This window comes from Streptomyces sp. NPDC022552, assembly GCF_055561875.1.
Map to the genome: position 1 here is coordinate 166,189 of NZ_JBVHGJ010000009.1, position 18,717 is coordinate 184,905.

General features: G+C 69.8%; 21 protein-coding genes. 19 read left to right on the top strand and 2 right to left on the bottom strand.

What is annotated here, in order from left to right; all coding sequences use genetic code 11:
* Complete coding sequence (locus ACZ3OF_RS23475) at positions 1–888, top strand: tRNA (adenine-N1)-methyltransferase (protein ID WP_019884997.1); 888 nt, start codon at positions 1–3, stop codon at positions 886–888.
* Between the two features lie 197 nt (positions 889–1,085).
* The gene (locus ACZ3OF_RS23480) at positions 1,086–1,661 is read left to right on the top strand and encodes a hypothetical protein (protein WP_467306581.1); all 576 of its coding nucleotides are present in this window, start codon (positions 1,086–1,088) and stop codon (positions 1,659–1,661) included.
* 4 nt (positions 1,662–1,665) lie between these two features.
* Here ACZ3OF_RS23480 and ACZ3OF_RS23485 read toward each other — a convergent pair whose 3' ends face one another.
* Complete coding sequence (locus ACZ3OF_RS23485; protein ID WP_361439018.1) at positions 1,666–1,977, bottom strand: ferredoxin; 312 nt, start codon at positions 1,975–1,977, stop codon at positions 1,666–1,668.
* Positions 1,978–2,234: 257 nt separating this feature from the next.
* Between ACZ3OF_RS23485 and arc the strand changes: the two genes are divergently transcribed.
* The 6 genes from arc (at position 2,235) to prcA (ending at position 7,987) form a co-directional block, all read left to right on the top strand.
* Positions 2,235–4,001 (top strand): proteasome ATPase, encoded by a 1,767-nt coding sequence (arc, locus tag ACZ3OF_RS23490; RefSeq protein WP_361439016.1) that lies wholly within the window; start codon positions 2,235–2,237, stop codon positions 3,999–4,001.
* Between the two features lie 168 nt (positions 4,002–4,169).
* Entirely contained in the window at positions 4,170–5,681 is a 1,512-nt protein-coding gene (gene dop / locus ACZ3OF_RS23495) for a depupylase/deamidase Dop (protein ID WP_361439014.1), read from the top strand.
* A 159-nt stretch (positions 5,682–5,840) separates the two neighbouring features.
* A complete protein-coding gene (locus tag ACZ3OF_RS23500) occupies positions 5,841–6,053 on the top strand; it encodes a ubiquitin-like protein Pup (RefSeq protein WP_175439096.1) in 213 nt (70 codons plus the stop codon).
* A 40-nt stretch (positions 6,054–6,093) separates the two neighbouring features.
* Positions 6,094–6,366 carry an endonuclease domain-containing protein gene (locus ACZ3OF_RS23505; protein WP_361671415.1) on the top strand — a complete coding sequence of 91 codons (273 nt, stop codon included), beginning with the start codon at positions 6,094–6,096 and terminating at the stop codon, positions 6,364–6,366.
* Positions 6,318–7,157, top strand: a complete 840-nt coding sequence (gene prcB / locus ACZ3OF_RS23510) for a proteasome subunit beta (protein ID WP_361439010.1) — start codon at positions 6,318–6,320, stop codon at positions 7,155–7,157. Before ACZ3OF_RS23505 ends, prcB begins: the two co-directional genes overlap by 49 nt.
* Before the next feature lie 68 nt (positions 7,158–7,225).
* On the top strand, positions 7,226–7,987 hold the full coding sequence (gene prcA / locus ACZ3OF_RS23515; protein WP_361671053.1) for a proteasome subunit alpha: 762 nt from the start codon (positions 7,226–7,228) through the stop codon (positions 7,985–7,987).
* An 84-nt stretch (positions 7,988–8,071) separates the two neighbouring features.
* Here prcA and ACZ3OF_RS23520 read toward each other — a convergent pair whose 3' ends face one another.
* A complete protein-coding gene (locus ACZ3OF_RS23520; protein WP_361671050.1) occupies positions 8,072–9,088 on the bottom strand; it encodes a LacI family DNA-binding transcriptional regulator in 1,017 nt (338 codons plus the stop codon).
* A 126-nt stretch (positions 9,089–9,214) separates the two neighbouring features.
* Between ACZ3OF_RS23520 and ACZ3OF_RS23525 the strand changes: the two genes are divergently transcribed.
* From ACZ3OF_RS23525 to ACZ3OF_RS23575, 11 genes are all read left to right on the top strand, one after another.
* Positions 9,215–10,537 carry an MFS transporter gene (locus ACZ3OF_RS23525; RefSeq protein ID WP_361671047.1) on the top strand — a complete coding sequence of 441 codons (1,323 nt, stop codon included), beginning with the start codon at positions 9,215–9,217 and terminating at the stop codon, positions 10,535–10,537.
* A gap of 9 nt (positions 10,538–10,546) precedes the next feature.
* The gene (pafA, locus tag ACZ3OF_RS23530; RefSeq protein WP_137990376.1) at positions 10,547–11,908 is read left to right on the top strand and encodes a Pup--protein ligase; all 1,362 of its coding nucleotides are present in this window, start codon (positions 10,547–10,549) and stop codon (positions 11,906–11,908) included.
* Between the two features lie 118 nt (positions 11,909–12,026).
* A complete protein-coding gene (locus tag ACZ3OF_RS23535; RefSeq protein WP_361671044.1) occupies positions 12,027–12,965 on the top strand; it encodes an FKBP-type peptidyl-prolyl cis-trans isomerase in 939 nt (312 codons plus the stop codon).
* Positions 12,966–13,025: 60 nt separating this feature from the next.
* A complete protein-coding gene (locus tag ACZ3OF_RS23540) occupies positions 13,026–13,406 on the top strand; it encodes an FKBP-type peptidyl-prolyl cis-trans isomerase (RefSeq protein WP_361439000.1) in 381 nt (126 codons plus the stop codon).
* Between the two features lie 125 nt (positions 13,407–13,531).
* Positions 13,532–14,488, top strand: coding sequence for a helix-turn-helix transcriptional regulator (locus ACZ3OF_RS23545; protein WP_361601580.1), 957 nt, complete (start codon positions 13,532–13,534; stop codon positions 14,486–14,488).
* Between the two features lie 17 nt (positions 14,489–14,505).
* A complete protein-coding gene (locus ACZ3OF_RS23550) occupies positions 14,506–15,462 on the top strand; it encodes a helix-turn-helix transcriptional regulator (RefSeq protein WP_361671041.1) in 957 nt (318 codons plus the stop codon).
* Between the two features lie 153 nt (positions 15,463–15,615).
* Positions 15,616–15,855: a CpXC domain-containing protein gene (locus ACZ3OF_RS23555; protein ID WP_383224743.1), complete on the top strand. Its 240-nt coding sequence runs from the start codon at positions 15,616–15,618 to the stop codon at positions 15,853–15,855.
* A 109-nt stretch (positions 15,856–15,964) separates the two neighbouring features.
* Entirely contained in the window at positions 15,965–16,162 is a 198-nt protein-coding gene (locus tag ACZ3OF_RS23560; protein ID WP_361671038.1) for a hypothetical protein, read from the top strand.
* 254 nt (positions 16,163–16,416) lie between these two features.
* Complete coding sequence (gene tatA / locus ACZ3OF_RS23565) at positions 16,417–16,698, top strand: Sec-independent protein translocase subunit TatA (protein ID WP_352186430.1); 282 nt, start codon at positions 16,417–16,419, stop codon at positions 16,696–16,698.
* Between the two features lie 107 nt (positions 16,699–16,805).
* Entirely contained in the window at positions 16,806–17,717 is a 912-nt protein-coding gene (gene tatC, locus ACZ3OF_RS23570; protein ID WP_467306719.1) for a twin-arginine translocase subunit TatC, read from the top strand.
* A gap of 42 nt (positions 17,718–17,759) precedes the next feature.
* Entirely contained in the window at positions 17,760–18,674 is a 915-nt protein-coding gene (locus ACZ3OF_RS23575; RefSeq protein WP_467306590.1) for a diacylglycerol kinase, read from the top strand.
* The last annotated feature ends 43 nt before the right edge of the window (positions 18,675–18,717 follow it).

Here is an 18,717-nt window from a genome sequence, read left to right on the forward strand (position 1 = left end):
ATGTCCGAACCGACCGGTGCCGCCCGCCGTCGCGGGCCCTTCAAGGTCGGGGACCAGGTCCAGCTCACCGACCCCAAGGGACGCCACTACACGTTCACGCTCGAGGCCGGGAAGAACTTCCACACCCACAAGGGTTCCTTCCCCCACGACGAGCTGATCGGTGCTCCCGAGGGCAGTGTTGTCCGTACCACGGGAAACGTCGCCTACCTCGCGCTGCGCCCCCTGCTCCCCGACTACGTCCTGTCCATGCCCCGCGGCGCCGCCGTGGTCTACCCCAAGGACGCGGGTCAGATCCTGGCCTTCGCCGACATCTTCCCCGGCGCCCGCGTCGTGGAAGCGGGTGTGGGATCGGGCTCTCTCAGCAGCTTCCTCCTGCGCGCCATCGGAGACAGCGGCATGCTGCACTCCTACGAGCGTCGCGAGGACTTCGCCGAGATCGCCAAGGGCAACGTCGAGCGTTACTTCGGCGGTCCGCACCCCGCCTGGCAGCTGACCGTCGGCGACCTCCAGGACAACCTGTCCGACACGGACGTCGACCGCGTCATCCTGGACATGCTCGCCCCCTGGGAGTGCCTGGAGGCCGTCTCCAAGGCCCTCGTCCCCGGCGGCATCCTCTGCTGCTACGTGGCGACCACCACCCAGCTCGCGCGCACCGTGGAGTCCATCCGCGAGTTCGGCTGCTACGCCGAACCGCAGCCGTGGGAGTCCATGATCCGCAACTGGCACGTGGAGGGCCTGGCCGTCCGCCCCGACCACCGCATGATCGGGCACACCGGCTTCCTCGTCACCGCCCGGCGCCTCGCCGACGGCGTCGAGCCCCCCATGCGCCGCCGTCGCCCCGCCAAGGGCGCGTACGGCGAGGACTACGAAGGCCCCAACAAGGGCTGACGGCCCTCAGGGCTGACGCCCCGACAACGAACGCGTGCCGCCGTCGAGTTCCGCCCCCAGGGCAGGGAACTCGACGGCGGCACCTTCACGTTCGGCATCTTTGCGCGGAGCCCGCACCCCACCTGTTCCACCCGCCTGTGACGTGTGGCACGATGCCCGCAACTCCTTCCGCACCACCCTCACAGGAGACATCCCGCGTGCAGCCCCCCGCCGTCCCGGACCTCGCGCACACCCACGCCCGGCCGGTGCACTGGCTGGCCACCGCGACCGCGATGGCCGCCGTCGTGGCCGCCGCCGGACTGCTGCAGCCCGGCCCCGCCACCGCCACGACCGCCGCCGCCTCCGTCGGCGAGCCGCCCGCCGTACGGCCCGCGCCCGACGCCGCCACGGCCGACTATCCGCTGGAGTGCGGGGGTGCCCCCGTCAAGATCGCGCAGCGGGCCTCCGGGGACCTCGACGGCGACGGAAACCCCGAGGCCGTCGCAGTCGTACACTGCGAAGCCGGTTCGGGAACGCCGCCCCACGCCCTCTACGTCCTGACCCACGGCAAGGGCGGCCCGGGCGCGCGCGTGGTAGCGACGCTCGTCGAGTCCACCCAGCAGAAGAACGTCGCCGATCTCGCCGTACGCGACGGAGCGGTGACCGCCACTCTGCTCGGCTACTCGTCCCCGGACGTACCGAGTTGCTGCCCGGACGAGCAGGAGCGCGTCAGCTGGCGATGGAGGGGCGGAACCTTCGTCCGGACCGCCCAGTCCGACGCGCGGAGCGTGTGATCCGTCACTCCGCGTCAGGGCCGTAGACCTCGACCCTGTCCGATACCCGGCGTACGTGGATGCAGTCGCCCGGGCACTCCTTCGCGGAGTCCACGACGTCCTGGAGCAGCGGCAGCGGCACCGGCGTCGTCGCCCCGGCGTCCTGCAGCAGCTCGTCGTCCGCGCTCTTCACGTACGCGAGGCCGTCGATGTCCAGCTCGAAGACCTCCGGAGCGTACTGCGCGCAGATCCCGTCCCCGGTGCAGAGATCCTGGTCGATCCAGACCTCCAGCGCCTCGCCGGCGCCCTGTGTCGGGGCCTCGTGCTGCACGGTCATGTCTCCTGCCGTTCCTGAGCGTCGAAAAAAGAGATCGTTCTTCTAAGTCCGGTCAAGCCTGACGGGTGTTGACCACTGACGACGATACAACCGGCGGCTTTCTGATGTTGATGGGTGGGTATTCACCTGGCGTGAGGGGAAGCGCAAGGGTGAAGATCGGACACACCCCGACAGTCTTTGTGATCTAGGGGTTTCAATCACCACCCACGCAGGTAGGGTCAGGAAGCGTCCAGCTCCCCTTGGAGGAGGTGAGGACCGTGGCAGCCCACGACGACGACATCAACCGCGGCATCCGGCCGGGGCGGGGGTCTGAAGACCCCGCCGGCCAGGTTGCCTATCTCGAGCAGGAAATCGCCGTCCTGCGCCGCAAGCTCGCCGACTCTCCGCGTCATACGAGGATTCTCGAAGAGCGGATCGTCGAGCTGCAGACAAACCTGGCCGGCGTGTCCGCGCAGAACGAGCGGCTCGCGAACACACTCCGTGAGGCCCGCGACCAGATCGTGGCCCTCAAGGAGGAGGTCGACCGGCTCGCGCAGCCGCCGGCCGGCTTCGGTGTGTTCCTGCATGCCAACGAGGACGGCACGTGCGACATCTTCACCGGGGGCCGCAAGCTCCGGGTGAACGTCAGCCCGAGCGTCGAGCTCGACGAGCTCCGGCGCGGCCAGGAAGTCATGCTCAACGAAGCGCTCAACGTGGTCGAGGCCATGGAGTTCGAGCGCGCCGGGGACATCGTCACCCTCAAGGAGATCCTCGAGGACGGCGAGCGCGCCCTGGTGGTCGGGCACACCGACGAGGAACGGGTGGTCAGGCTCGCCGAGCCGCTGCTGGACATCACCATCCGCCCCGGCGACGCCCTGCTGCTCGAACCCCGTTCCGGCTACGTCTACGAGGTCGTGCCGAAGAGCGAGGTCGAGGAACTGGTCCTCGAAGAGGTCCCGGACGTCGACTACAACAAGATCGGCGGCCTCGGCGGCCAGATCGAGATGATCCGGGACGCGGTCGAGCTTCCGTACCTCTACCCGGACCTCTTCAAGGAGCACGAGCTCCGGCCGCCGAAGGGCATCCTGCTCTACGGTCCGCCCGGCTGCGGCAAGACGCTGATCGCGAAGGCCGTCGCCAACTCCCTTGCCAAGAAGGTCGCCGAGGTGACCGGGCAGCCCGCCGGGAAGTCCTACTTCCTGAACATCAAGGGACCCGAGCTCCTCAACAAGTACGTCGGTGAGACCGAGCGGCACATCCGCCTCGTCTTCCAGCGTGCCCGGGAGAAGGCGAGCGAGGGCACCCCCGTCATCGTCTTCTTCGACGAGATGGAATCCCTCTTCCGCACCCGCGGATCCGGAGTCAGCTCGGACGTCGAGAACACGATCGTCCCGCAGCTGCTCGCCGAGATCGACGGCGTGGAAGGCCTGGAGAACGTCATCGTCATCGGCGCCTCCAACCGCGAGGACATGATCGACCCCGCGATCCTGCGGCCCGGCCGGCTCGACGTCAAGATCAAGATCGAGCGTCCGGACGCCGAGGCCGCGAAGGACATCTTCGCGAAGTACCTCACGGCCTCGCTGCCGCTGCACTCCGACGACCTCTCGGAGCACCACGGCTCCAAGGAGGCCGCGGCCCACGGAATGATCCAGTCCGTGGTCGAGCAGATGTACGCGGAATCCGAGGAGAACCGCTTCCTCGAGGTCACCTACGCCAACGGCGACAAGGAAGTCCTGTACTTCAAGGACTTCAACTCCGGAGCGATGATCCAGAACATCGTCGACCGGGCCAAGAAGATGGCCATCAAGGCCTTCCTCGACCACAACCAGAAGGGCATCCGCGTCTCCCACCTCCTCCAGGCCTGCGTGGATGAGTTCAAGGAGAACGAGGACCTGCCGAACACCACCAACCCCGACGACTGGGCCCGGATCTCCGGAAAGAAGGGCGAGCGGATCGTATTCATCCGCACCCTTGTCACCGGAAAGCAGGGCGCGGACACCGGACGCTCCATCGACACGGTGGCCAACACCGGTCAGTACCTCTAGATCGCACACCGGCTGCGGAGGTCCGGACCCACGGACCTCCGCAGCCGGACGCTTTTCCCCGCAGGAATGACGTAATCGATCTCCCCACCGGCGCGGAGTCGCTCTAGGCTCGTCGGTACTTGTAGCGCCGCACCCGTTCGGGGAGCGCCGCCGGGCAAGGAGGGCCGCATGACCGTACGGCGAGTAATGGGCATCGAGACGGAGTACGGGATCTCCGTTCCGGGCCACCCGAACGCCAATGCCATGCTCACCTCGTCCCAGATCGTCAACGCCTACGCGGCGGCGATGCACAGGGCGCGCCGCGCCCGCTGGGATTTCGAGGAGGAGAATCCGCTGCGGGACGCCCGCGGCTTCGACCTCGCCCGCGAGGCCGCCGACTCCAGCCAGCTCACCGACGAGGACATCGGCCTGGCCAACGTGATCCTCACCAACGGCGCCAGGCTCTACGTCGACCACGCCCACCCCGAGTACAGCGCCCCCGAGGTCACCAATCCGCGTGACGCCGTCCTCTGGGACAAGGCCGGCGAACGGATCATGGCGGAGGCCGCCGAGCGGGCCGCCCAGCTCCCCGGCGCCCAGCCCATCCATCTGTACAAGAACAACACCGACAACAAGGGCGCCTCCTACGGCACCCACGAGAACTACCTGATGAAGCGGGAGACGCCCTTCTCGGACATCGTCCGCCACCTCACCCCCTTCTTCGTCTCCCGCCAGGTCGTCACCGGCGCGGGACGGGTCGGCATCGGCCAGGACGGCCGCGAGCACGGCTTCCAGATCAGCCAGCGCGCCGACTACTTCGAGGTCGAGGTAGGTCTGGAGACGACCCTGAAGCGTCCCATCATCAACACCCGCGACGAGCCGCACGCGGACGCCGAGAAGTACCGCCGGCTCCATGTGATCATCGGCGACGCGAACCTCTCGGAGATCTCCACCTACCTCAAGCTGGGCACGACGGCCCTGGTCCTCTCCATGATCGAGGACTCGTTCATCAACGTGGATCTCGCCGTCGACCAGCCCGTCCGCACCCTCCACCAGGTCTCCCACGACCCCGGCCTCCAGTACCTGATCACGCTGCGCAGTGGCCGGACACTCACCGCCGTCCAGCTCCAGATGGAGTACTTCGAGCTGGCCAGGAAGTACGTGGAGGAGCGCTACGGCGCGGACGCCGACGAGCAGACCAAGGACGTCCTGGTCCGCTGGGAGGACACCCTCAACCGGCTCGAGAACGATCCGATGAGCCTCGCCGGCGAGCTGGACTGGATCGCCAAGCGGGAGGTCATGGAGGGCTACCGGCGCCGCGACGGCCTCGACTGGGACGCGGCCCGGCTGCACCTCGTGGACCTCCAGTACGCCGACGTACGCCCCGAGAAGGGCCTGTACAACCGTCTGGCGGCCCGGGGGCGCATGAAGCGCCTCCTGGACGAGACCGAGGTCGAGAGGGCGGAGACGAAGCCTCCGGAGGACACCAGGGCCTATTTCCGTGGCCGCTGCCTGGAGCAGTACGCGGACGATGTGGCGGCGGCTTCCTGGGACTCCGTGATCTTCGATCTTCCCGGCCGTGACTCCCTCCAGCGGGTGCCGACCCTGGAGCCCCTGCGGGGCACCAGGAACCACGTGAAGGAGCTCCTGGACCGGTGCAGGACGGCCGAGGAACTGGTGCGTGTGCTGTCCGGCAACTGATCGAGGGCCGGTGCGCGGCTGAAATGGCCGGCCACTGGGAATCATGGGACTAAGTGCCCGGACGTTGTAGCAAACTGCGGGGCCGATGTCAGACCTGGCTTGTAGGGTCTGATCTTGAGAGACCCAACCGAGCGGGCCGATTCGAGCGGGGTGAGGGATATGGCGACCAAGGACACCGGCGGCGGACAGCAGAAGGCGACGCGTTCCACGGAGGAGGTCGAGGAGACGACCGCGGAGGCGAGCTCCGACCTCAAGGAACGCCAGGAGAAGCTGAGCGACGACGTGGACTCCGTCCTGGACGAGATCGACGACGTCCTCGAGGAGAACGCCGAGGACTTCGTACGGTCGTTCGTGCAAAAGGGCGGACAGTAAGCCATCTGACCTTCGAATCGAAGGCGGGGGTGGGTGACTCATTGGGTCACCGGACGGTGCGGGCCACGGCGCCCGCACCGGTCCCGTCACAGCGAGGCGCCGAGCGTGCCCGCGGGCCGGAAGCTCCCCCGAAGCCGATGTGGATCACCGTCACGAGCCGGGTAGGGTCCGTGACGTACCGTGCTTCAACTGCAACGCGGCCAACGGCATGCCGGGAGACGAACCCGGTCCGCGTCGGGCCATCTCATCTTTGGAGGGACACGCGTGGAAGCCAACACTCGTAGCACCGGGCGTCTACCAGCTGCCTTCCTGACGCCGGGCTCGTCTTCATTCATGGACTTCCTCTCCGCCCACTCGCCGGAGATGCTCCCGGGCAACCGGAAGCTGCCGGAGGGTGTCGTCGAGGCGCCGCACGGCACCACGATCGTCGCCGTGACCTTCCCCGGTGGTGTCGTGCTCGCCGGTGACCGGCGGGCGACCATGGGCAACATGATCGCGCAGCGCGACATCGAGAAGGTGTTCCCGGCCGACGAGTACTCGGCTGTGGGCATCGCCGGCACCGCCGGCCTCGCCGTCGAGATGGTCAAGCTGTTCCAGCTGGAGCTGGAGCACTTCGAGAAGGTGGAGGGCGCGACGCTCTCCCTGGAGGGCAAGGCGAACCGCCTGTCCACCATGATCCGCGGCAACCTCGGCATGGCCATGCAGGGCCTGGCCGTCGTGCCGCTCTTCGCCGGCTGGGACGAGGGCAAGGAGAAGGGCCGGATCTTCTCCTACGACGTGACCGGCGGCCGCTCCGAGGAGCACGGCTTCGCCGCCACAGGCTCCGGTTCGGTCTTCGCCCGCGGCTCCATGAAGAAGCTGTACCGCCCCGACCTCACGGAGGAGCAGGCCACCACGCTGGTCGTCCAGGCGCTGTACGACGCCGCCGACGACGACTCGGCGACCGGCGGCCCGGACCTGTACCGCCGCATCTTCCCGATCGTCACCGTCATCACCGACGAGGGCTTCCGCAGGCTCACCGAGGAGGAGTCCTCCTCGCTCGCCCGCTCGGTCACCGATCGGCGCCTGGAGCAGCCCGACGGCCCGCGCGCGGCCCTGCTCTGACCACTCGTCGTCCTCCCCCGGAGTTCGCCCGGGGGACCCCCAGCCCAGAAGAAAGGGGCGGATAGCCGGTGTCGACTCCGTTCTATGTCTCACCCCAGCAGGCCATGGCCGACCGGGCGGAGTACGCCCGCAAGGGCATCGCCCGCGGTCGCAGCCTGGTCGTCCTGCAGTACACCGACGGCATCGTGTTCGTCGGCGAGAACCCGTCGCGCGCGCTGCACAAGTTCAGCGAGATCTACGACCGCATCGGGTTCGCCGCCGCGGGCAAGTACAACGAGTACGAGAACCTCCGCATCGGCGGCGTGCGCTACGCCGACCTGCGGGGCTACACCTACGACCGGGACGACGTGACGGCCCGGGGCCTGGCGAACGTGTACGCGCAGACGCTGGGCACGATCTTCTCCAGCGCCGGTGAGAAGCCGTACGAGGTGGAGCTGGTCGTCGCCGAGGTCGGCGAGGATCCCGAGGGCGACCAGATCTACCGGCTGCCGCACGACGGCTCGATCGTGGACGAGCACGGCTCGGTCGCGGTCGGCGGCAACGCGGAGCAGATCGGCAGCTTCCTCGACCAGCGGCACCGCGACGGGATGTCGCTCGCCGAGGCGCTGAAGCTGGCCGTGCAGGCCCTCTCGCGGGACACCAACGGCAGCGAGCGGGAGATCCCCGCGGAGCGTCTGGAGGTGGCGGTCCTCGACCGCAAGCGTCCGCAGCAGCGCAAGTTCAAGCGGATCGTCGGGCGCCAGCTGGTGCGCCTCCTGGAGGCGGACAACGCGGCGATCACGAAGACGGACGAGCCGTCCGACGAGATCGTGGAGGACTCGGAGGAGTAGATCTCCGGGAGAGCATGACGAAGGCCCCGGTCCACGCCTGTGGACCGGGGCCTTCGACGTGCCGCTCGGCTCGGCCGTGCCCGCTCAGGCCGGTACCGGGCCGGAGGAGCCGCGGGCCATGAGCGTGACCGGGAGGTCGCCGGGCTCGGGGCTCTCGCCCGCCAGGACGGCCAGCAGGGCGGCCATGCCGCGCTCGCCGATGTGCTCGGCGGGCAGCCGTACCGTCGTGAGCTCCGGCTCCACCGCGGTGGCGAGAGCCAGGTCGTCGAAGCCCGTGACCGAGACGTCCTCGGGGACACGCAGGCCGAGGCGGCGCGCCGCCTTGCAGGCGCCGGCGGCGAGGACGTCGTCGTCGCAGATCAGGGCCGTGGGGCGTGGCCCGGGTCCGGTGAGGGCGCGTTCGGCCGCCGCGCGGGCGCCGTCCACGTCGAGGGGTGCGCGGACCGTCCGTACGTCGGCGTCGCCCAGCGCGTCGGCGAGGGCCGCCGCGCGGACGTCGAAGGTCCAGGACGGCACCGCCGAGGCCAGATGGACGAAGCGGCGGTGGCCCAGACCCCGGAGGTGGGCGGTGACCTGTCGCATCCCGTCCGCGATGTCGAGGTTGACGTGGGCGGCGGCCCCGGCGTCGGAGGGGTCGCTGTCGAGCATGACCAGCGGCAGGTCGGTGCCGTGGAAGGCCTTCAGGGCGTCGGCGGCCATGGACGAGGCGATGATGCCGTCGAGCGCGGCCCGCGCGGAGGCGAACGGGTCCTTGGCCGGGCCGACGCCGTCGGGGGAGGGGTAGAGCACGACGCCGAAGCCGTGGCGGGCGGCGACCGTGGCGGCGCCGGTGTAGACCCGGGCGAAGAACTCGTTGGTGAGGGCCGGGACGACGAGCAGCGCGGTCCGCGTGCGCCCGAGGCGGAGATTGCGAGCGGCGAGATTCGGCCGGTATCCGAGCGTACGGGCGGTCTCTCGCACTGCGTCCGCGGTGCGTTCCGAGACCCGGCCGCGCCACTTGTCGCCGAGGACCAGGGAGACGGTGGCCTGCGACACCCCGGCGGCCCTGGCGACGTCCCGACTGGTGGGCCGTGCCGAGCCGGGGGACTCTGGGGTCTGCACTCGTGCCTCCGCGAGAGGTGGTCGCTGCCCGCGAGGTGGACCCGTGGGATCCCGCCATGGTACGTATGACCCGAGACGTTATACGTAAAACCTCGGGGGGTGGACGCCGGGGGAGAGGAGACGGACATGGTCACCGAGGCCAAGGAGAGCCGCGGCTATCGCGACATCCTCAGGGCACCGCACGCGCTGCGACTGCTCACCGGCACGCTCGTCGGCCGGCTCCCCAACGGCACCGGGCCCATCGCCATCGTGCTCTTCGTCCGCTCCGAGGGTGGCAGCTACAGCCTGGCGGGCGGGCTCACCGCCGCGTACGGCATCGCCACCGCGGTCGGGCAGCCGCTCCTCGGCCGCGCCGTCGACCTCAAGGGCCAGCCGCGCGTCCAGCTCCCCGCCGCGTTCGTCTCCGCCCTCGGCATGATCGTCCTGGCCGTGGCCGGAATCAGCCCCCTCGTGCTCGCCTACGCGGCGGTCGTGGTCGCCGGACTCTTCACTCCGCCCCTCGAAGGCGGACTGCGCGCCCTGTGGCCGAGCGTCCTCGGCCGCGAGGACCGGGTCCACCGGGCCTACGCCCTGGACGCCGTGGCCCAGGAGGTCATGTTCACCGTCGGCCCCTTGCTGGTGACCCTCCTGGTCGCCCTCTGGTCGCCCGCCGCCGCCCTGCTGGTCATCAATGTCCTCGGCGTCCTCGGGGCGCTCTCCGTGGTCCTCTCCGAGCCCTCGCGCGCGTGGCGCTCCGAGCCCCGCGAGGCACACTGGCTCGGCGCCCTGCGCTCGCCCGGCCTCCTGGCCCTGCTCGGCTCGTTCTTCTTCGTCGGACTGGCCCTCGGCTCCATCACCGTCGCCGGCCTCGCGTACGCCGACGACCAGGGCAACGAGTCGGCGTACGGCTGGCTGATGGCCGCTCTCGGCCTCGGCGCCCTCATGGGCGGCGTCCTCTACGGCGCCCGCCGCTGGGCCGGTAGCCCCGAGCGGCGGCTGACGGTCATCGTCGGCCTGCTCGCCCTCGGCTACCTGCCGCTCATGCTCACCCCCGGTGTCCTGCCGATGACCGCCCTCGCGGCCCTCTCCGGCGTCTTCCTCGCCCCCGCCCTCGCCTGCGGGTTCATCGTCGTCGACCGGCACGCCCCCAGCGGCACCGTCACCGAGGCCTTCTCCTGGCTCGTGACCACCTTCGGCGTGGGGGCGGCGCTGGGCTCCGCCGTCGCCGGACCGGCCGTCGAACTCGCCGGAACCACGGCGGGCTTCGCCGTCGCCGGGGCCGGTGGCACGGTGGCCCTCCTGGTCCTGCTCGCCACCGGCCGGGTGCTCGCCGCGCCCGGCCGCAGCGTGCGACACGCCGTCAGCGCGACCACGGGCGGGGCGGGCCACACCGAAAAGAACACGCACTCATCGGAAAATGATCGAAACGGGGCTGTCGAACCCGGTTTCAGCTCAGGCCATCAGGCGTAATGTTCAGACATGGACCGCCGCATTTTCGGGCTGGAGAACGAGTACGGCGTCACGTGCACGTTCAGGGGACAGCGCCGACTGTCTCCTGACGAAGTGGCGCGCTACCTCTTCCGCCGTGTCGTGTCATGGGGCCGCAGCAGCAATGTCTTCCTGCGGAACGGCGCCCGCCTGTACCTGGACGTGGGTTCGCATCCGGAATACGCAACGCCGGAATGCGACAACGTGACCGAACTGGTCACCCACGACAAGGCCGGCGAGCGCATTCTCGAAGGCCTGCTCGTCGACGCCGAACGCCGCCTGCACGAGGAGGGAATCGCGGGCGACGTCTATCTCTTCAAGAACAACACCGACTCGGCGGGAAACTCCTACGGCTGCCACGAGAACTATCTCGTCGCCCGCCATGGAGAGTTCTCCCGGCTGGCGGACATCCTCATTCCCTTCCTCGTCACCCGACAGCTCATCTGCGGCGCCGGAAAGGTGCTGCAGACCCCGCGCGGCGCGGTCTACTGCGTCTCCCAGCGGGCCGAGCACATCTGGGAGGGCGTCAGCTCCGCGACGACCCGCTCCCGGCCCATCATCAACACCCGTGACGAGCCGCACGCGGACGCCGAGCGCTACCGCCGGCTGCACGTCATCGTCGGCGACTCGAACATGTCCGAGACGACCATGCTGCTCAAGGTCGGCGCCACCGACCTCGTGCTGCGCATGATCGAGGCGGGCACCGTCATGCGCGACCTGACGCTGGAGAACCCGATCCGGGCCATCCGCGAGGTCAGCCACGACATCACCGGCCAGCGCAAGGTCCGCCTCGCCAGCGGCCGCGAGGCCTCCGCCCTGGAGGTCCAGCGCGAGTACTACGAGAAGGCGGCCGACTTCGTCGACCGCAGGGGCATCCGTACGGGCACGGTCGCCCAGGTCCTGGAGCTGTGGGGCCGCACGCTCGACGCCATCGAGGCCGAAGACCTGGACCGGATCGGCACCGAGATCGACTGGGTCATGAAGTACAAGCTCATCGAGCGGTACCGGGCGAAGAACAACATGACCATGTCGCACCCCCGGGTCGCTCAGATAGACCTCGCCTACCACGACATCCACCGTCGCCGCGGGCTGTACTACCTCCTGGAGCGCAAGGGGCAGGCGGCCCGGATCTGCAACGACCTGAAGATCTTCGAGGGCAAGTCCGTGCCCCCGCAGACCACCAGGGCGCGACTGCGCGGCGACTTCATCCGCCGTGCGCAGGAGCAGCGACGGGACTTCACCGTCGACTGGGTCCACCTCAAGCTCAACGACCAGGCGCAGCGCACCGTGTTGTGCAAGGACCCCTTCCGGTCCGTCGACGACCGGGTCGAAAAGCTGATCGCCGGAATGTAGGACATCGGCGTACGAAGTGCCAGGGCCCCGCGCGATTGACGTGCGGGGCCCTTGGCCTGTCCGGACGGTCCCCTAGAGTGTCGAGCAACTAATGTGCCGTCTGAGATCTGAGGAACACGTGCGCCGACTTGCCGGCCTACTGGTCGTCCCACTGCTGCTGCTCTCGACCGCGGCCTGCGGCAGCGACGACGGAGGCTCCGATTCCGCCTCGATGAAGAACGGGCTGCCCGCCATCACCGCGGGTGAGAAGTTCGGAGAGAAGCCCACCCTCTCGAAGGGCGAGGGCGACCCGCCCAAGGAACTCAAGGTCAACGTGATCAGCGAGGGCGACGGCGCGGTCACGAAGAAGGGCGACGCGCTCCAGGTGAACTACCTGGGCCAGGCCTGGGACTCGACCACCCCCTTCGACAACAGCTTCGACCGTGGGACGCCGTTCGACCTGACCCTCGGTGCCGGTCAGGTCATCAAGGGCTGGGACCAGGGCCTGGAGGGCCAGAAGGTCGGCAGCCGTGTCGAGATCGGCATCCCGCCGGAGCTCGGCTACGGGGAGCAGGGCCAGGGTGACATCAAGCCCAACGCCACCCTCGTCTTCGTCGTGGACATCCTGAAGTCCACCACGATCCCGAAGTCCGCCGAGGGCACCGAGGTCGCCCAGGACAACAAGGACCTGCCCAAGGTCGGTACGAACACCGACGGCAAGGCCCCCTCGCTGACCGTGCCGAAGGTCGACCCGCCGACCGCGCTCGTCTCCAACTACATCCTGGAGTCCAAGGGCGAGGTCGTGAAGGGCACCGACACGGTCGTCGTGAACTACGTGGCGGCGCTGTGGAAGGACGGCAAGGTCTTCGACTCGACGTACCAGACGGGCAAGACCGCGAACTTCCCGCTCGCCCAGCTGACGTTGAAGGGCCTCAAGAACGGCATCACCGGCAAGAAGGTCGGCAGCCGCATCCTGATCGTCGCCCCGCCGGCCGAGGCCTTCGGTGACCAGGAGCAGCAGGGTATTCCGAAGAACTCCACGCTGGTGTTCGCCGTCGACATCCTGGCGAAGATGTAAGACTGTCCCGGTCGCGCAGTTCACCGTTGCGCGGTTCATCAGTTTGAGGAGCACACTGCAGTGAGCATCGAGAAGCCCGAGGTCGACTTCCCGGGCGGCGAGCCGCCGAAGGACCTTCAGATCAAGGACATCTGGGAGGGTGACGGCGAGGTGGCCGGCAAGGGCGACTTCGTCAAGGTCCACTACGTGGGTGTGGCCTTCTCCACCGGCGAGGAGTTCGACGCCTCCTGGAACCGTGGCAGCGCGCTGGACTTCCAGCTCGGTGTCGGTCAGGTCATCGCGGGCTGGGACCAGGGCGTGCAGGGCATGAAGGTCGGCGGCCGCCGCCAGCTGGTCATCCCCGCGCACCTCGCCTACGGCGACCGTGGCGCCGGCAGCGCGATCGCGCCCGGCGAGACGCTGATCTTCGTCTGCGACCTGGTCGGCGTCACCAAGCGCTGACCGGATCCACTCGAACGAGGGCCCGTGCCGCTCAGGCACGGGCCCTCGGCTTTTGCCACGACACCCCGGGGCGGTACGGTCGGATGTCCCCGAAGTCAATCCGGCAGAAGAGGTGCAGGGCGTCGATGGCGATTGCCAAGGCCGAGCGGCTGATGAATCTGGCCCTCTGTCTGCTCGGGACCCGCAGACCGCTCAGCAAGCGTGAGTTGCGCGGCTCCATCGAGGCCTACATGGAAGCCGGAACCGACGACTCCTTCAACCGGATGTTCGAGCGCGACAAGGACGATCTGCGCGAGCTCGGTCTGGTCATTGAGACCGTCGAGAACCTGGAGGGCGAGACCGGCTACCTGGCCCGCCGCGACTCCAACCGCCTCCCCCCGATCACCCTCGACGCCGAGGAGGCCGCGGCGCTCGGCCTGGCCGCCAAGGTCTGGCAGCAGGCCCGCCTCGCCGGCGCCGCCAGCGGCGCCCTGCAGAAGCTCCGCGCGGCCGGCATGCCCGAGGCCGAGGACTCGTACGACGCCCAGCACAGCGCCCTCGAACCGCGCATCCCGGTCCACGAGGCCGCCTTCGAGCCCCTGATGCTGGCCTGCCGCGACCGGCGCCCGGTCGTCTTCGACTACCGCAAGGCGACGGCGGCACGCCCCGAGACCCGCCAGGTCGAGCCGTGGACGCTGGAGTGCTGGCGCGGCCACTGGTACCTGGCCGGCTGGGACCGCGACCGTGGTGCCGAGCGCGTCTTCCGCCTCTCCCGTATCACCGGCAAGGTCCGCTCCCGGGCCGGCGCCTTCACCGCTCCCGTGCCCGACGTGGTCACCGTCCGCGAGACCGTGGAGAGCTGGGCCGGCGAGACCGCCACCCGCTCCGCCCGGATCCGGCTGCGCACCGGCTGCGGCTACCCGCTGCGGGCCCGCGCCCAGTCCGTACGGGAGGGCGCGGACGGCTGGGACGAGCTGGAGATCCCGTACGGGCACGGCCTGGACGCCTGGCTCGTGGAGTTCGGTCCCGATGTCGTCGTACTCGAGCCCGCGGATCTGCGGGCCGACGTGGTGGACCGGCTGCGCGCCGTGGCCAAGGGCTGAAGGGGGAGACGTACAGCATGGCTGCGAACGCGATCGACCAGACGAGGCGGATGCTCTCCCTCGTCACCTATCTACGGGAGCGCCCCGGCGCGCATGTCGCCGACGTGGCCCGTGCCTTCGGGATCACCGAGGACGAACTGATCTCGGACCTCGACGTGCTGCCGATGTGCGGCACGAGCTTCCGTGGCGGCGATCTGCTCGACATCGACACCGACGGCGACCGGATCTGGTGGCACAACCCGGACGATGTGGCCGAGCCGCTGCGGCTCGCCGCCGACGAGGCGACGGCCCTGCTGGTCGCCGCGCGGGCGGTGTCGACGCTGCCCGGACTGAGGGAGAGCGACCGCGAGGCCCTGCTGCGGGCCACCGCCAAGCTGGAGACCGCCGCCGGTGAGGCAGCCGGGGCGAGCGCCCGGCTCTCGGTCACGTTCGAGTCCGAGGGCGGCGTCTTCGCCGAGGTGGACAGGGCGATCTCGGAGCGCCGGCGGCTGTGGGTGCGGTACTACTCGCCCGCCCGCGACGAGCTGACCGAGCGCGAGGTGGACCCGATCCGGCTCTTCGCCGTCGGCCACACCTACATGGAGGCGTGGTGCCGGCTCTCCGAGGCGCGCCGCACCTTCCGGCTCGACCGGGTCGCCGAGATCCGGATCCTGGACGAGCACGCGGCGCCGCCGGAGATCGAGCTCCGGGATCTGTCGGAAGGGCTCGTCCAGCCGTCCGCCGAGGACCCCGAGGTCGTCGTCGAGGTGGGCCCCGGTGGCCGCTGGGTCGCGGAGTACTACCCGCACGACCGGGCCGACGAGCTGCCCGACGGCGGGCTGCGCATCACCCTGCGCACGCCGGCCCCCGCATCGCTGCGGCGTCTCGCGCTGCGGCTCGGCAGCGACGGGCGGATCGTCTCGCCGCAGGACCTCGCCGACAGCGCGAGGGAAGCGGCCTCCGCGGCGCTCGCCGCCTACGAGGGCCACGCGTAGGACGCGGGGAACGGGTCACGGGGAATGTGACATTCCCCGCCGGGCCGACGCAGTTGCCTGGGGAGGGTGACGGATGGCCGGGAGCGGCCGGGGTACGTGGCAGCCGAGAGCGCGGGAACGAGAGGGACGAGAGAAATGTCCGTGATGCACGGAATGACAGCTTCGATCGCACCGGTCTTCTTCAAGGCCGCCTGCCCGGACTGCCGCGCCCGCTTCGAACTCTCCGCGGGCGCCCTGCGCCTCGCCATCGGCGCCAGCCGCCGTACGACCTTCTACTCCTTCACCTGCCCCGAGTGCGGCAGCTCCGTCCGCAAGCCCGCGGGCGAGCGGATCGTCGAACTCCTCACCGGCGGCGGCGTCCGCACCCTGCGCCTGCACTCGTCCACCGTCTGACGCCCCGGCCGGGGGCCGGCCGGGCCTCGCGGGGCGCGTCGGCACCCGCGACGGTCGTCCGGAGCCGCTCGGGACGCACCGGCCTCCGGGCAGCGTCTAGGCTCGGCACATGTTCTGGCCCATGCTCGCCATCGCCCTCGGCTTCCTCGGCATCGCCGTCCTCGGCATCCTCGCCATCAAGGTCTTCCTCGAAGCCCAGCGGCTGGGCCGCCAGGTGGCCAGTACCACCGAGCGCATCAACCGCGCCGCCGAAGACCTCGAACGCGCCGCCACGGACCTGAGTCAGACCGGTGGAGCCCTGCGCTAGCACACGGAATTCGCGCTCCGGGGCGGCGCTTCCCGGGCGCGGGTGGTGGTCTCCTCGCCTGTGGTGACGCGGGGTACGCTGCTGATCGCGGCCCAGATTCAAGAGGTGCGGGTCGCAAACGGGTGTACGCACGGGGATTGCCCTGCGTTTACTCGTGCGCGTTACGATCGCTGACGGTCGGGTTCGGACAACAGTCCGGGCGGCGGCCGCCAGACCAGCACCACGCCGCCTCGATGAGAAGGTAGACCACGCTTATGTTCCGTCAGATCGGTCCTCTCGAGATCAGCCTGATCCTCCTCGTCATCGTGCTGCTCTTCGGAGCCAAGAAGCTGCCCGAGATGGCCCGTTCCCTCGGCAAGTCGGCGCGCATCCTGAAGAGCGAGGCCAAGGCGATGAAGTCGGAGGGCCAGCAGCCCGCCCCCGCCGACCCGCCGGCCGAGCAGCCCCCGGCCGCGCAGCGCACCATCAAGGCCGCTCCCGGCGACGTCACCTCCGCCCGGCCCGTCACCGAGCCGTCGGACACCACCCAGCGCTGACCCCGCTCGACCCCCAAGGCCGCTTCACGACGGCCTGCCGCACGAGATGAGGACGTGGGTTGCTCAAGCCTGCCCGCACAAAGAAGGAGAAGGACCCCGAGGGGCGGATGCCGCTCGTGGATCACCTGCGCGAACTCCGCAACCGCCTGACCAAGGCGATGCTCGCGGTGGTCGTGACCTCGGTCGTGGCCGCGTTCTTCAGCCAGCAGCTGATGGACTTCCTCTCCTCACCCGTCCCGAAGTGCCCGCCCGGCACCTCGATCGCCGACAACACCGGCGGGCGCTGCGTCGTCATCGCGTACCAGACCGTGCTGTCACCCTTCACCTCGACGGTCAAGGTGATCATGCTCGCGGGTGTGCTCGCCGCCTCCCCGGTCTGGCTGTACCAACTGTGGGCGTTCGTCGCGCCCGGCCTGCACAAGAGTGAGAAGCGGTACACGTACTACTTCGCTGCCGTCGCCGTGCCGCTCTTCGCCGCCGGCGCCTACGTCGCGTACCTGATCATGCCGGTCAGTGTGAAGGTCCTGATCAGCATCACCCCCGAAGTCGCCTCCAACTTCGTCTCGCTCGACGACATCCTGGACTTCACCACGCGCATGGTGCTCGTCTTCGGGCTCGCCTTCGAACTGCCCCTGCTGCTGATCATGCTCAACTTCGCCGGCGTCGTGACCGGCAAGCGCATGGCCGGCTGGTGGCGCGGCGTGATCATGGGCATCTTCGTCTTCGGCGCGGTCGCCACGCCGTCCACCGACCCCTTCGGCATGATCGCCCTCTCCGGTCCGATCATCGTGCTGTACTTCATCGCCGTCGGCATTGCGATCCTGAACGACCGGCGCCGCGCCCGGAACAACCCGGACGCCGAGCTCGACGACGACGAGGCCTCCAGCCTCGACCTCACCCCCGAGGCCGTCGGCGCCGTGGAATCGGTCGGCGCCGCCCGCGCCCTGCCCGAGCAGTCCACCGGTGAGGCCGACGGCAGAAGGTCGCTCAGCCCCGGCGGTTACGACGACATCACCTGATCTTGTAGGGTCCTCCCCCGAGCTCCGTCCGGGGGGACACCCATGACCCGCGAGATCACCCTCTTCGTCAATCCCACCGCGGGACGCGGCCGGGGAGCGCACGCCGCGCAGCCGGCCGCTCAGGCGTTCAGGGACGCCGGATTCACCGTCCGTACCCTCCTCGGCGCCGACGCCGACGACGCCCTGCGGCGCGCGCGTGAGGCCGTCGCGGGCGGGACCGGTGCGCTCGTCGCCGTCGGCGGGGACGGCATGATCTCCCTCGCCCTGCAGGCCGTGGCCGGCACCCGCACCCCGCTCGGGGTTGTGGCCGTCGGTACCGGGAACGACTTCGCCCGCGCCCTCGGCCTGCCCCTGCGCGATCCGTCGGCCGCGGGACGGCTCGCCGCCGAGCTGCTCACGGGCGGCGGCGGGCGCGACATCGACCTCGGCAGGGTCGGCGACCGCTGGTTCGGCACCGTCCTCGCCTCCGGCTTCGACTCCCGGGTCAACGACCGCGGCAACCGCATGCGGCTGCCCGTCGGCCGTTTCCGGTACGACCTCGCGATGATCGCCGAACTCGCGGCCTTCCGGCCCGTCCCGTACCGCCTCACCTTCGACGACGGCACCGAGCGGGAGGTCGATGCCACGCTCGTGGCCGTCGGCAACGGCACGTCGTACGGCGGCGGAATGCGGATCTGCGCCGGGGCGCGCATGGACGACGGCCTCTTCGACGTCACCGTCGTCGGCGACTGCAGCCGTACGACACTGATCAAGGTCTTCCCGCGGGTCTACCGGGGCACCCACCTCGACCACCCCGTCGTCACCGTCCACCGCGTCCGCTCCCTCACCCTGGACGCGCCGGGAATCACCGGCTACGCCGACGGCGAGCCGCTCGGACCGCTCCCGCTGACCGCCACATGCGTGCCCGGAGCGCTGCGGGTCCTGGCGCCACCGGCCGGGTCCGCGGACCCTCATTAAAGATCGCGTCACTGTCAGAGGTGGCGGGTAGGCTCGACAGCAA